Here is a 13,139-nt window from a genome sequence, read left to right as displayed (position 1 = left end):
GGGTAAAAACTAAATTCTTACTATTCCCTATTCCCTATTCCCTATTCCCTATTCCCTATTCCCTACCATGACTAATAACTAATAATAATGACTAAAATAACATCACAAGAAATTGCCAAATTTCGCTCTCAATTTGCAGATGATTCCCAAGCAATGGAAGTATTAGACTTGATTGAAGATTGTGAGGGAGACTTAGAAGATGTAGCTATGACCCTGGCCATTAAAGCCGGACAAGAACCAGGACGAACAAATTCTGAGTGGTTAGACGCTTTGGCAAAAAAATGGCGTGCAGTGATATGTGAACAAGAATATCGCGATGATTTGGTCAATGGCTCGATTCCCAAGATGATGTCACACTTGAGAAGTATCCCAGAGTTTCCCAAAATTTTGGCAACTCCAGTTTTAATATATGTCCTCAAGCAAGGCGTGAATAATTTTTGTGAACCGTTAGATTCTCTAAAATAATATTTAGTGTCGAGTATCGGTGGAACTAGTGCTGATACGCTGTTAATTAAGGACAATTTTTTTCAGATCACAATTTTTAGACTAATGAATTACCTTGTTGCCGTATTATCAGACCGTATTCAAGCTGAAGCTGCTTACTTAGACTTAGAAAAAGAAGGCATAAATAGCAGTATCTTAGGTAGAGGATACAAAACCGCTGACGAGTTTGGTTTAATTGACCCTAAAGAAGAAGCTACAAAACAAGCACGGTTCATGGCATTCTGGCTAGTACCATTCGGCTTTTTTGCTGGTGCTACCTTCAGTCTTATCACTGGCTTAGATACCTTTGCTTGGGCTGGAGAAATAGGTAATCATTTTATTGGTGGCTTGCTTGGTGCTGGTAGCGGTGCTATGGGTAGCGTCTTTGTTGGTGGTGGTGTAGGTTTGGTTTCCGGTGGTGGAGATGCTTTACCTTACCGCAACCGCTTGAATGCTGGTAAATACATAATTGTAGTTCAGGGTTCAGAAACTCTGACTCGCCAAGCTACCCGCATCTTACGCCAGTTTGACCCAGAAAATATCCAAGGTTATGCGGAAACAAACTAATGTTTGGTAATTGCTAATTGGTAATTGCTAATTGGTAATTGGGAAAATGTAAATAATCTCCCCCTGCTTCCCCTGCTTCCCCTACCTCCCATGCTTTCTTAAGAGTCCCCAGTCCCCAGTCCCCAGTCCTCAGTCCCCATGTTACCCAGAGAAGAACTTTTAAAAGGTGTTGAAAATCGTGATAGCATTGCTCGTGTAATTGACCAAGCAGAGCAAGCTATAAAGACCTGGGAAGTAGTTTTCACTGATTTTTTATCTCCGCCGGAGTTAATAGAAATTCAACGGGTTTTTAGTCGATTAACAGATGTGCATTTAGTAGCCTGGGGTGGATATCCTCAAGCTGAACGTCAAAGAGTGGCGATCGCTCGTTCTGAATTACCATTAGATCAATCTCAAGTTGCTATTACCGTTGTCGAAATTGCTGGAAATTTCCTATTTGATACTGCTACCCATCGTGACTTTTTAGGTGCAATGTTGGGTACAGGAATTGTGCGGGAAAAAACGGGAGATATTATTATTTTGGGAGAAAGGGGAGCGCAAGCAATTGTAGTTCCTGAACTCGCAGAATTTTTGCAGATGAGTTTGCAGCAAGTGCGTTCTGTTCCTGTGAAAACCCAACCTATTGATATCAACGAATTAAAAATTAGAGAACCGAAAAAGAAAGAATTAACTACAGTAGAAGCTTCTTTAAGATTAGATGCGATCGCCTCCGCTGGTTTTGGAATGTCCCGCAGCAAAATGGTTGATTTTATCGACTCCGGTGATGTGCGCGTTAATTGGAAAGAAATTACTCAAGCTAGTTCTCAATTAAAAACCGGAGATTTAATCGCAATTCGCGGTAAAGGACGTTTAGAAGTTGGCGAAATTGCTGTTACTAAAAAAGACCGTTACCGCGTGCAATTGACTAGATATATGTAGGGCTTGGTGACTGGTGACTGGGAATAATCAGTTCAAAAGTCAAAAATAAAATTCTGTTCCCTGTTCCCTGTTCCCTGTTCCCTGTTCCCTGTTCCCTTCTTTCCCAATTACCCTTTTTTAAACTGTTTTGCGATCGCACTTACCAAAGATTCTCGTGGTAAAAATCGGTGCATATTGACGATGATTTGATTTCCTAAACCACCGCTAACCACAGTAGAATCTCCCTTTTCTAAACCTTGTAAAGCATCTTGTACAACTTGTTCAGGAGTTGCTATTTTATTATTTGGATTTGCCAAACTTTCAGGAAACTTAGCTTCAGTGAAAAAGTCAGTTTCTGTGGGACCAGGACAAACTACTAAAACTTTCACACCATAATCTTTATTTTCTGCCCAAATTGCTTCACTAAAACTGAGAACAAAAGCTTTAGTTGCAGCATAAATAGAAATATAAGGCATTGGTTGAAAACCGGCAATTGAAGAAACATTAATAATACTACCAGAACGACGTTGACGCATTAAAGGTAGAAATTTGTGGGTTAAATCTACTAATGCCATAATATTTAATTGAATCATTTTTAATTGCCGTTCTCCGTCTCGTTCGGCAAACTCTCCATAGTCGCCAAAACCAGCATTATTAATTAACAAATCAATGGTTAATTCCTTTTGTTTAATGAAATCAAATACCTCATTTGTAGCATTAGTTTCTGTCAAGTCTTTGGCTATAAACTCGACCTTTATTTGATGCTGTTTTTGTAATTTAGTGGCTATTTCGTTAAGTTTCTCTGCTGAACGTGCAACAAGAACAAGATTTGTTTTGCGTGCAGCAAGTTCCTCAGCAAAAGCTTTACCAATTCCACCTGACGCACCGGTAATTAAAGCTGTTGACATTTTAGATATTATCTGATTTATTTTTTCACCTTTATTTATGGTAGCAACCCTGCCTAGCAGTTGTGTGCAGACAGGAAAATTATTCTTGGTAATCTTTGTATTATTTATAGTCGGAAGAGGGAATACTAGATTTAAAGATATTTAGTATGCTCAGGGTATAACCATGTTCGGTAAAATCAAATTTGCAGCTTTTTTCATCGCAGGTACAGCGGGGGTTGTGTGGCTTGTCAATTTACCATATCCTATGATCCGCAGACCTGTCGCACAGGTAGCACCAATTCTGTTGTTACCTAGTTTTATCAGTATGGATCATCACTATCGGGGTGCGATAGATTCCTTAGAACAAGCGGATCAGTTAGTGAGTCGCGCTACCAGCAGTGCGGATATTGAACTGGGTGGAGAGAAGGTAAAAGCGGCAAAAAAACACTTGGAGAATTTACCAGTCTGGTTTTTGGGTTACTATCCTCAGCGTTATTGTACTTTGTTTAGTTGTAGTTGGCAGTTTACCTTAGATGAATTTGAACAGGCCAGAGAAAGAGTAGCGCGACTGGATGCGGTTGTTTTTCAAGACAAAAATGCTTTAGTTCCTTTGAATGAAGCGAAAAATGCTCTAGAGACGGCAAAACAGCAATATGCACAGGCTGAAAATACAAAAGATCGAGAAAATGCCATTGCAAATTGGCAAGCAGCTATAGATCAATTAGAACAAATTTCTCAACAAACATTGGCAGGTAAAACAGCCCAAACTCAACTTATAGCTTACAAACGCGATTTTGAAAATGCGCGGGTTAGTAGTTATATTACTGCTGCACAAGAGTTTGATTTAGAAGCTCAAAAAGTTCAACCAACAAACTCTCAAGTAGCAGCGGAACTATGGCAACAAGCAATTTACAGACTGGAAAAAGTACCAAATGAAAATCCCCAATATGTAGATGCACAGAAATTAATTGCTTCCTACCAAGTCAAACAAAAAACTGTAATTGATCCACGTAGTAGTACATTAATTGCAGCAGCAAAACAATATGCTTTAGCAGCAGCGCAAGCTTCTCAAAATCCACCCCATACTGTGCAGAAATGGGAACAAATTGCAGATTTGTGGGAAAAGGCAATTCAAGAATTAAATAATATTCAAGTTCAAGAACCAAGTTATGTGGAAGCGAAAAAATTAATGGCACAGTATCAAACTAACTTGGGAACTATTAAAAATCGCCGTCAAGCTGAAGGTGAAGCTAAGGAAATTCTTGATGAAGCTAACAAAGAAATTCAAGGTTTGATTGCTTCACCACCAACTGATAAGAATCAGACAAAGGCTGCAATTATCAGAGTTATGAATCAATTAAGTAGTGTGAAAACAGGAACAACTTCCTATAATGAGGCACAAAGATTATTGAAATTAGCGGATAATCAAATTAAGAAACTTTAGTAATGATAGAATGATGAATGCTCAAACTAAACAACTGGAAAGAGAAAGATTACTCAAAGTAGCCCAGGAATACCGTCAAAAAGGCTATGAGGTGATACTTTCACCCAAGCTGGAAGAATTACCTGATTTTCTTAGAGACTACCGTTACCTTCCTGACATGATAGTACGTCGAGGAGAAGATGCAGCTGTAATTGAGGTAAAATCACGTCGTTCTATTATGTCATCTGCACCAAATTTCAAAAAATTAGCTGAGGTAGTAAATACCCATCCTGGTTGGAGATTAGAATTATTAATGACTAATCCAGAGGATGAATTATATTCTTCTAAAATAGAAAATTCTTTGCAAGCAGAGGAAATAAAATCAAGATTACAAATAGCTAAACAATTAACAAGTAATCATCCAGAATCAGCAATTCTTTATATTTGGTCTTTAGCTGAAGCAACTCTGAGACTACTTGCTGAAAACGAAGGTTTGATGTTGCAGAAACTAGAATCACCATTGCATTTATTAAAGCTATTAGTAACTGAGGGTGTTATTTCTCAAACTGACTACCAATTACTGATGAATAATTGTCAGTTACGAAATGCCATCGCTCACGGTTTCAAAACTACTACAATAACTCTAAACTCTGTACTTGAGCTTATTGAAGTTACAGAACAGCTATTAAAAGAATGCAGAATTTAGAATTTAGAATTTAGAATTACGTTTTGCAACGGGGATTTTACCCCGACGCAAAACCCGCTGCTTGTAGAAGCAGGGGACTTTATCTCCTGACTCCTTTTCTTGCTTCTTGTTACAAAAATTAATCTTCTCCACTAAAACCTAAATACAACCTAAATAAATGCGGTCTTTGCATTTTCACAACTCATAATGGAATGGGTAACTGGCTAAGGTATTACCGTGGTTGGCATTGTTATTGTTTCGCACAGTAAACAATTGGCTCTGGGAGTACGAGAACTAGCTGCACAGATGGTTCAAGGAAAAGTTCCCCTAGCTGTTGCAGCAGGTATTGATGATCCTGCAAACCCACTAGGTACAGATGCGATAAGGGTTTATGAAGCGATCGCCTCCGTATTCTCTGATGATGGTGTTCTCGTATTGATGGATTTAGGTAGTGCTTTAATGAGTGCGGAAATGGCGCTGGAGTTTCTACCCCCAGAACAGCGAGAAAAAGTATATCTCTGTGCAGCACCTTTAGTAGAGGGTGCCATTGCTGCTACTGTTGCTGCTGCTGCTGGTGGGAATATCCAGCAAGTAATCGCTGAAGCACAAGGAGCATTAGTCGCAAAAGCAACACAATTAGGTTTAGTGAGTAGTCCATTATCAATAGTCAGTAACCCCATCACTAATGAAGTTGCAACCAGAGAAATAAGAATAAAAGTCAGTAACCGCTTAGGTTTACACGCTCGTCCATCTGCCCAATTTGTCGCCACTGCATCCAGGTTTCAATCGCAAATCCGGGTACAAAATTTAACGAGAAATACGGAAGCTGTCCGGGGTGACAGTATTAACCAAGTCGCCACCTTGGGAGTACGTCAAGGACATGAATTGCTGATTACTGCCACGGGAATTGATGCTCAAGACGCTCTACAAGCTTTACAAACATTGATTATTCACAATTTTGGTGAAAATGATAGCCTTGTAGAATTAACACCACCTTTCCAAGAATTTACCGCACCTACCCAGGGAGAACTAAAGGGAATTGCGGCTTCTCCAGGTGTGGCGATCGCTCCATTAGTTCATTATCAATCTGTTGTGATTCCTTTTACCGAATATTACATAGAGAATGTAAATATAGAGTGGCAAAGATTACAATCTGCTATTCAAGTCGCTAAACAGGAAATAGAAACTTTACTCTCCCATACATCTATTCAAATTGGTGATGCGGAAGCAGCTATTTTTGATGCTCATCTCCTATTTTTAGCAGATCCTGTGATGCTAGAGGCAGCACGTCAGCATATTGTTCAAGAACGTCTCAATGCGGAATTTGCTTGGCAAGCTGTAGTTGATGAAGTGGCAAATTCTTACCGCAAACTAGAGGATGCTTATTTACAAGAACGATTTGACGATGTGGTGGATGTCGGGCGGAGGGTGTTAAGAATATTACTGGGTAATGCTCCCAGCCACTTGGAACTGACAGAACCATCTATTGTTGTAGGCACAGATTTAAGTCCCTCAGATACCGTTAAACTAGATCCAACCAAAGTCATGGGTATCTGCATGACTTCCGGTAGTGCGACTTCCCATAGTGCTATTATTGCTAGAACCCTTGGTATTCCTGCGGTTTTGGGTGTAGATGCCCAAGTGCTAAACTTGCAAAATGGAACTCTGATGGCGCTCGATGGTGAAAGTGGGAAAGTGTGGGTACAACCAGCATCAGAAACATTAGAGATACTGGAAGTTAAGCGAGAGGCTTGGAAAATTGCCCAAGCAGAAGCACGAAAGCAAGCACATCAACCAGCAATTACCCGTGATGGTATTCACATTAAAGTTTTTGCTAATATCGGTAGTGTTGCAGATGCTAAAGCTGCTATAAGTCATGGTGCAGAAGGTGTGGGGTTGCTTCGCACAGAATTTTTATATCTAGAAAAAACAAAACCACCCACCGAAGAAGAACAACTAGAAGTTTATCAGGCTATTACAAAAGTTTTGGATCATCGTCCATTAATTATTCGCACTCTGGATGTAGGTGGAGATAAACACCTTCCTTATTTGAGTTCCTCAGTTACGGAAGCTAACCCCTTTTTAGGTGTGCGGGGAATTCGGTTCTGTTTAGAAAATCCTCAATTCTTGAAAACTCAATTACGGGCAATTTTACGGGTTAGTGTGGGGAATAATATTAAAATTATGTGGCCAATGATTGCCACTTTAACCGAATTACGAGCAGCTAAAACAATTTTTAACCAGGTACAGGAAGAACTGCGACAAGCTGCTATAGCTTTTGATGAAAATATTAAAGTGGGGATGATGATCGAGACACCCGCAGCAGTCGCTATTGCTGATCAGTTAGCGCGGGAAGTGGACTTTTTTAGTATTGGTACAAATGATTTGAGTCAGTATGTGATGGCTGGCGATCGCACTAACCCTAGAGTAGCAACTTTAGCTGATGCCTTGCAACCTCCGGTATTACGAATGATTCAGCAAACTGTACAAGCTGCCCATGCTGCTAATATTTGGGTGGGATTATGTGGAGAAGTCGCAGCAGAAACCTTAGTAGCACCCATTTTATTAGGTTTAGGGTTAGATGAGCTGAGTGTCAATCCCCAAGCGATCGCACCTCTCAAACAAGCAATTTCACAGTTAACCATCACAGAAGCTCAAGCGATCGCCTCTGTGGCATTAAATCAAGATTCTGCCATCAGTGTCAGAGAGTTAGTTTATCCCATAGGCTGATATGAGGCAGCGCCTCTGCGTGAGGCAAAATTTGATGTTAAATCAGCAATATACTAGTACAGCACGGCGTAAATAAACCAACCATTCTAAATCTCCAACAATCTTATGCTGTCTTCGTTTTGACTTTTGACTTTTGACTTTTGACTTTTGACTTTTGACTTCCGCCCTACGGTACTAGCCGACTACATCATCACCATCAACGCAGAAAGCTACTGATTAACCACATCAGTATAAACGTCAAAACTGTAGAAAACTGATTTGCGGTAATATTGATCATCGGTAGTTGCTGTAATACCCAAGCAGCAATAATTCCCCCAGCTATTAAGCCAATAATTAGACTTGCTAGAGTCAATAAAACTGCTCGACCAAATTTGTTTTCCTTGCGGTTAAGAAAATAAATACTTACCCCCACTCCCAATGCCAAAGCCAGCTGCAAAACCTGATCGCCAGCAGCAGGAACAAATATACTGATTGCACTTAAGCCCAGATACCAAGCTCCTGGTAGGAGTATATCTGGTAGACTTGGTTGATCTAACATTCGTTGCAGCCATTCAGGTGACTGCTCACGAGGCACTAGAGGTTCTTTCTGTGGAGATGGTACTCGCATCTCTGGAAAGCGGATACGCTCAGGGACTTTAATTTTCCCTTCTTGGCGCATTCGTAAGCGATCCATTAGAATCGCGTCATAAGCAGCTTCAATCAATTCTCGACCATTGCTTTCACCACCATGTTGCTCCAACAGGCGATTGCGAGCATCCTGAATCTCATCGAAGCTAGCATCTTCTGATACCCCAAGTTTTTCGTAGGGATTTTGATCGCTCATGGCAGTTTGTTACTTCAGCCTTAGTCAGCAGCAGTCGTTGATGTTGAAGAAAAAACAACTTGAGGTTGTATTGTCATCGAAACAATAAACCTAACCGATGATTATCCTCTAACAGGATGTTAGCACGGCTGAGTTTGTTCGACCCAAGAGTTTTAACTTTAGTTACTTTAACATATTGTTATTTAAGGTTGGAGTCGAGAATTCTCAGTGAGAATGTTGAATAGGTATTGATTATCATTATAATTACAACCATATTTTTACTGTTTCATCTAGTTGACTTAATACTAGCACCACAGTATTTTCGTCAATTATGAATTTTAATCACTATGTTTTATGGTATAAATTTGCTAGTGATTTACAATCACGGAGTTTTAAATTGTTGTCCCACCAAGTACACCTTATCCAAGTTTAGATAAAATTTACACATAGCATCAGAAAAACCATTGAGTATATTTAGTAGATATACTGAAATTTTAACCTGATGATCAAAAGATTAGTGTCTACATCGTTCATAATTGTAGTTACAGTTTATTTGAACAATCAGGATACTCGTATCTACCCCTTGTAGATTTTTAAGTGCTGACAAAGTGGAAAATGCGTTTTTACGTAATTTTCCTGTTAATCATAATGAATTTTTGTGCAAAGTGATGGTCATGGCTCCTGCCAAGATTCTTGTAGTTGATGACGACCCAGCCGTTCGGAATTTAATCCAACGCTTTTTGATCAAACAGAATTATCAAGTAGAAGCTGCTGAAGATGGTAAGACTGCCCTAGCTGTTTTTGAGCAATTTAACCCAGACTTGGTAATTCTAGATGTAAATTTACCAGATGCAATCGGCTTTAACCTGTGTCAGGAAATGCAAAGCCGAAATGGCGTTTTTGTACTTATGCTCACCAGTCGCACTGACGAAGCTGACAAAATTCGCGGTTTTTCTAAAGGTGCTGATGACTATCTCACTAAACCTTTTGGGTTAGGAGAGCTAGAAGTCAGAGTAGCCGCAATTTTGAGGCGACAGCGGGTTGTTACTACCGCAGAACATAAACGCCTCATCTTTGAAAAGCTCATGATTGATCCGGTACGAAGGGAAGTAACTTTTAATGACTTACCTGTACCCTTAACGGCTTTAGAATTTGATTTATTGCATTTTTTAGCCAGTCATCCAGGTCGCGTTTGGCGACGTTCAGAACTTATACAAGAGGTTTGGGATTATGAATATGTAGGAGATCAGCGGGTTGTCGATGTCCATATTGGTCAAATCCGCAAGAAGATTGAAATTGATGTTAGTCAACCAGCATTAATTCAAACTGTACGTGGTGTGGGTTACAAGTTTGAATCTACTACTAATTCACAAAATGACTAAGTGCTAGGATAAAGCTTGTACGGTTTAGGCTGTGAGGTGTAGGGTAGGTATGAAAATTATCACAGAAGTAAAATTCATATTTCTCCCCATCTCCCCATTTACTCAGCGCATTTATATTTAGCACTGATTGAACAAAGTTTCTAAATAGATACGAGCCGCATGGCGATCGCTCTCTCCATTTTGCAGCAAAAACAACGACAACGCCGCAGTTAATACTCGGTTTTGATCCCAATCAGGATGGGTTTCTAAGTAGTTGTTTAAGGATTCGTGGAGTGCTTCGGGAACCAGTGTAAAGATACTAACTGTTGTGTTCATAAAATTTTCCTTCTATAAGGTTTATCAGAAGATGCGGCTGGCGGTACAATTGCTAACCACCAGGAATGCTGCACGGGGTTTCGTACCTGAATTTTTAATTGGCTTGGAAAAAGGCTAATGCTAAGAGTTAAAGGTTGTTCTTTCCCTTCTCCCTTAACCGACAAGTATTGTCACCCACCCTATAAGCCGTGCTAATACCTGAGTTCAATGTGCAGAATTGATGCTCATTCTTGAACGGCATAAAAAAGCAAGTCGAATCATTGTGCGCTCAGAGAGGGTGGATTTGTCAATGCTGCGAAATGTTAAAAATTAGGAGACAAAAAATAAATATTCACGAAATAATAAGGGTTATATCTATATTTTTGTTACATAACTTAACATAAACTCAGTCTATGATCTTGTTCAGTCATGAAAGTATAAAATCCCCAGTAAGTCAGGAAGACTTGATTGGTTCGTAAATCATCTGTGGAAAACTGGTAAAATTCCTGTGGAAACTCTGTGGAATTAAAGAGGATAATTACAGCTAATGATAAGAATTACAAAAATATCAAGATTCGATAACAAAATAAATCATCAAGCTATAACAGTGGTCAGCGTTCAGTAATGAAAGCCTTTTGGTGCATGACTTTTTCACCCTCCTGTTTGTAGTTAATTTACTTATAAATAATTTATACCAAAAAAGCTAAGTAAAAGTATAGTATAAACAGTCTTAACAATTCTTTGGATCTATTTTTGATACAACTAGTATTTAATATAACTATCAGTGGTTGTAGAAAATTTGTTTCTTAGTGGTTGCAACGTTTTCGGATTAATGACAATGTAAGTATTACCCCTGGTGCGTTTGTCCTGTTTAACCCTGAAGGTAACAGCACCACCGACACTACATTAGTAGGTGTACTCAGAACAACGTTTACATTTTAGGTAATTGGTAATTGGTAATTGGTAATTGGTAAAAACTCTTACCCAGTCACCAGTCACCAGTCACCAGTCACCAGTCCCTACTTACGGCGTTCTTGTAATTTCCGATAAACGGCTTTTAAATCAACTTGATGATGAGCGATCGCAACGAGGGTATGATAAAACAAATCTGCAACTTCACCGGCGATCGCATCTGCATCATCATCTTTACACGCCATAACTACCTCGGCGCTTTCCTCACCAATCTTTTTCAAAATCTTATTATCACCACCTGCTAACAACTTACAGGTATAAGAACTTTCATTGGGATGATCACGGCGATCGCATATCACCTGGAAAAGCTGTGATAACATATCCCCTGGTGGTGGTGTCACTTTTCCATCAACCTGGTGAAAACAACTACGTTCCCCAGTGTGACAAGCAATATCTCCCAACTGCTCAACACCAATCAGTAAAGCATCACTATCACAATCATAACGAATAGTCTGCACCTTCTGAATATGTCCAGAAGTAGCCCCTTTATGCCAAAACTCCTGACGGGAACGACTCCAAAACCAAGTTTCTCCAGTTTCCAACGTCTTTTGTAAAGATTCCTGGTTCATCCAGGCCATCATCAAAACCGTACCATCCAGATAATCTTGGATAATTGCCGGTACTAAACCTTTATCATCGTAACGAATTTTTTCCACAGGAATGGCAGATTGGAGCGTTAGCAGTTCAGGAGAAGACATACCAGATAACTTTCGTGAATTTAACAACGACTAATGGATTCAAGATATCATTCCTTAAAAAAATTAAAAATTAAAAATCTGCGTTTATCTGCGTTTATCTGCGTTTAATTATATAATTTGTCAGAATCAGGATATCCAGGATTAAAGGATTTACAAGATGGTTTTTTTGTTAACATCAGGATTTTAGAAGTTAGGAATTTTTGTCAGAATCAGGATATCCAGGATTTAAGGATTTACAGGATGGTTTTTTTGTTAACATCAAGATTTTAGTAATTAAAAAATAATAATAAACCTAAAATATGAGAATCAACCATATTTTTTGTAGGGTTTTATCTGTGGTTTAGCTGATGCTAATTTAAACTATATAAATAATATCAATAAACATATTCTTAAATATCAAACGCACCCTAATCAACCATCCTGAAAATCCTTAAATCCTGGATATCCTGATTCAGACATTTAAGCTATGAAGCTACAGTCTCCACAGGGTTAAGAACAAGTTTTTTTACTGCCAAACGCTTTTTAGCTTGTCTCATCAATCCTAGAGCAAAAAGAGAACCGACTGTGGGGATGGTTGCACCACCGGGAACGTCGAAGGGTACTGGGGTAGCAGCATCGTTCAAGGATACGTTGTCTAAAAAAGCACCACCACCAAAATCATTGTAACCTTGGAAATTTAGTACAGCCGAGGGTGCTGTGGCTGTAAAAGTTGTGGAAAAGTTGGTAAAAGCAGCCGGAGTGGTATTAATGAGAGAGGCTAGAGTCGTAGAACCCAGTGTGGCTATGATGGCATTTGTGGATGCTTGCTGGTAGTAGTCAAAACTAAAGTTATAATCCTGTCCCGCAACTAGACCGCTGATAGTTTGTGAGAGATTTCCTGGATTACTATTCGTGTTATTTGTCACAGCCTTAAGAGAAGAGTTGCCACCGATGCTACCAGAGGCCATGAACCAACCACTCGTCGTCCATCCAGTTAAATTAGATTCAAAATTCCCATTGCTTACAAATTCTAGTGCTTGCGCTGGAGATGCACTACTAACCATAATACCAGCAACAGCACCACCAACTACCAATGGCAGAATCTGAGATAATTTCATCACGTTGTCCCTTTTTTGTTTGTAAATAACATCAACCACAGAAAGCAAAAGGTGATTTAAAGTCCAGAAAGCAACTTCAACACCCAAGCATTCTGATACTGATGGCATTGTAAAAAAACAGGCATCTTTGTCTAGTGACTTCACGGAAAAATTATATAATTTTTTACCCTGATCCTTGCCTCAATGAAAATACTTATGTTTGCCCCATCTCAGGTGTAGGGG

Annotated in this window: 12 protein-coding genes and 1 pseudogene; 8 read left to right on the top strand and 5 right to left on the bottom strand. The window is 39.4% G+C overall.

Annotation, left to right across the window (positions count from 1 at the left end; translation table 11 throughout):
• Positions 1 to 87 precede the first annotated feature (87 nt).
• The 3 genes from VB694_RS13345 to VB694_RS13335 all read left to right on the top strand — a co-directional run bounded on the left by VB694_RS13345 (position 88) and on the right by VB694_RS13335 (position 1,968).
• Positions 88 to 465, top strand: a complete 378-nt coding sequence (locus VB694_RS13345) for a hypothetical protein (protein ID WP_323360806.1) — start codon at positions 88 to 90, stop codon at positions 463 to 465.
• Positions 466 to 549: 84 nt separating this feature from the next.
• Positions 550 to 1,050 carry a hypothetical protein gene (locus VB694_RS13340; RefSeq protein ID WP_323360805.1) on the top strand — a complete coding sequence of 167 codons (501 nt, stop codon included), beginning with the start codon at positions 550 to 552 and terminating at the stop codon, positions 1,048 to 1,050.
• A 138-nt stretch (positions 1,051 to 1,188) separates the two neighbouring features.
• Positions 1,189 to 1,968, top strand: coding sequence for a photosystem II S4 domain protein (locus tag VB694_RS13335; RefSeq protein WP_323360804.1), 780 nt, complete (start codon positions 1,189 to 1,191; stop codon positions 1,966 to 1,968).
• Positions 1,969 to 2,075: 107 nt separating this feature from the next.
• On the opposite strand, the gene VB694_RS13330 is transcribed toward VB694_RS13335, so the two are convergent.
• Positions 2,076 to 2,855, bottom strand: a complete 780-nt coding sequence (locus VB694_RS13330; RefSeq protein WP_323360803.1) for an SDR family oxidoreductase — start codon at positions 2,853 to 2,855, stop codon at positions 2,076 to 2,078.
• A gap of 163 nt (positions 2,856 to 3,018) precedes the next feature.
• Here VB694_RS13330 and VB694_RS13325 point away from each other — a divergent pair, with 163 nt between their 5' ends.
• The 3 genes from VB694_RS13325 to ptsP all read left to right on the top strand — a co-directional run bounded on the left by VB694_RS13325 (position 3,019) and on the right by ptsP (position 7,672).
• Positions 3,019 to 4,278 carry a hypothetical protein gene (locus tag VB694_RS13325; RefSeq protein WP_323360802.1) on the top strand — a complete coding sequence of 420 codons (1,260 nt, stop codon included), beginning with the start codon at positions 3,019 to 3,021 and terminating at the stop codon, positions 4,276 to 4,278.
• Between the two features lie 10 nt (positions 4,279 to 4,288).
• On the top strand, positions 4,289 to 4,963 hold the full coding sequence (locus VB694_RS13320) for a hypothetical protein (protein ID WP_323360801.1): 675 nt from the start codon (positions 4,289 to 4,291) through the stop codon (positions 4,961 to 4,963).
• 216 nt (positions 4,964 to 5,179) lie between these two features.
• On the top strand, positions 5,180 to 7,672 hold the full coding sequence (gene ptsP / locus VB694_RS13315) for a phosphoenolpyruvate--protein phosphotransferase (protein WP_323360800.1): 2,493 nt from the start codon (positions 5,180 to 5,182) through the stop codon (positions 7,670 to 7,672).
• Positions 7,673 to 7,868: 196 nt separating this feature from the next.
• On the opposite strand, the gene VB694_RS13310 is transcribed toward ptsP, so the two are convergent.
• Positions 7,869 to 8,495: a CPP1-like family protein gene (locus tag VB694_RS13310; protein ID WP_323360799.1), complete on the bottom strand. Its 627-nt coding sequence runs from the start codon at positions 8,493 to 8,495 to the stop codon at positions 7,869 to 7,871.
• Between the two features lie 653 nt (positions 8,496 to 9,148).
• Here VB694_RS13310 and VB694_RS13305 point away from each other — a divergent pair.
• A complete protein-coding gene (locus VB694_RS13305) occupies positions 9,149 to 9,856 on the top strand; it encodes a response regulator transcription factor (RefSeq protein ID WP_323360798.1) in 708 nt (235 codons plus the stop codon).
• 117 nt (positions 9,857 to 9,973) lie between these two features.
• Here the strand turns inward: VB694_RS13305 and VB694_RS13300 are convergent, their stop codons facing one another.
• Positions 9,974 to 10,171 carry a DUF2811 domain-containing protein gene (locus VB694_RS13300; RefSeq protein WP_323360797.1) on the bottom strand — a complete coding sequence of 66 codons (198 nt, stop codon included), beginning with the start codon at positions 10,169 to 10,171 and terminating at the stop codon, positions 9,974 to 9,976.
• Positions 10,172 to 10,969: 798 nt separating this feature from the next.
• Between VB694_RS13300 and VB694_RS13295 the strand changes: the two are divergent.
• A pseudogene (locus tag VB694_RS13295) lies at positions 10,970 to 11,092 on the top strand (carbohydrate porin); the annotation flags it as partial.
• A 77-nt stretch (positions 11,093 to 11,169) separates the two neighbouring features.
• On the opposite strand, the gene hisIE reads toward VB694_RS13295, so the two are convergent.
• Both hisIE and VB694_RS13285 read right to left on the bottom strand, forming a co-directional pair.
• Complete coding sequence (gene hisIE / locus VB694_RS13290; protein WP_323360796.1) at positions 11,170 to 11,820, bottom strand: bifunctional phosphoribosyl-AMP cyclohydrolase/phosphoribosyl-ATP diphosphatase HisIE; 651 nt, start codon at positions 11,818 to 11,820, stop codon at positions 11,170 to 11,172.
• Positions 11,821 to 12,284: 464 nt separating this feature from the next.
• Positions 12,285 to 12,917 carry a carbohydrate binding domain-containing protein gene (locus tag VB694_RS13285; protein WP_323360795.1) on the bottom strand — a complete coding sequence of 211 codons (633 nt, stop codon included), beginning with the start codon at positions 12,915 to 12,917 and terminating at the stop codon, positions 12,285 to 12,287.
• Between the last annotated feature and the right edge of the window lie 222 nt (positions 12,918 to 13,139).

Source organism: Anabaena sp. UHCC 0451 (assembly GCF_034931405.1).
Lineage (GTDB): Bacteria > Cyanobacteriota > Cyanobacteriia > Cyanobacteriales > Nostocaceae > RDYJ01.
Note: the sequence above shows the minus strand (reverse complement) of the source record. Positions and strands in the feature narration are given on the sequence as shown.

What these genes read in the sequence shown, in the direction of transcription:
- VB694_RS13345 (WP_323360806.1), top strand. Translation starts at nt 88, where the DNA reads ATGACTAAAATAACATCACAAGAAATTGCCAAATTTCGCTCTCAATTT.
- VB694_RS13340 (WP_323360805.1), top strand. Translation starts at nt 550, where the DNA reads ATGAATTACCTTGTTGCCGTATTATCAGACCGTATTCAAGCTGAAGCT.
- VB694_RS13335 (WP_323360804.1), top strand. Translation starts at nt 1,189, where the DNA reads ATGTTACCCAGAGAAGAACTTTTAAAAGGTGTTGAAAATCGTGATAGC.
- VB694_RS13330 (WP_323360803.1), bottom strand. Translation starts at nt 2,855, where the DNA reads ATGTCAACAGCTTTAATTACCGGTGCGTCAGGTGGAATTGGTAAAGCT.
- VB694_RS13325 (WP_323360802.1), top strand. Translation starts at nt 3,019, where the DNA reads ATGTTCGGTAAAATCAAATTTGCAGCTTTTTTCATCGCAGGTACAGCG.
- VB694_RS13320 (WP_323360801.1), top strand. Translation starts at nt 4,289, where the DNA reads ATGATGAATGCTCAAACTAAACAACTGGAAAGAGAAAGATTACTCAAA.
- VB694_RS13310 (WP_323360799.1), bottom strand. Translation starts at nt 8,495, where the DNA reads ATGAGCGATCAAAATCCCTACGAAAAACTTGGGGTATCAGAAGATGCT.
- VB694_RS13305 (WP_323360798.1), top strand. Translation starts at nt 9,149, where the DNA reads ATGGCTCCTGCCAAGATTCTTGTAGTTGATGACGACCCAGCCGTTCGG.
- VB694_RS13300 (WP_323360797.1), bottom strand. Translation starts at nt 10,171, where the DNA reads ATGAACACAACAGTTAGTATCTTTACACTGGTTCCCGAAGCACTCCAC.
- hisIE (WP_323360796.1), bottom strand. Translation starts at nt 11,820, where the DNA reads ATGTCTTCTCCTGAACTGCTAACGCTCCAATCTGCCATTCCTGTGGAA.
- VB694_RS13285 (WP_323360795.1), bottom strand. Translation starts at nt 12,917, where the DNA reads ATGAAATTATCTCAGATTCTGCCATTGGTAGTTGGTGGTGCTGTTGCT.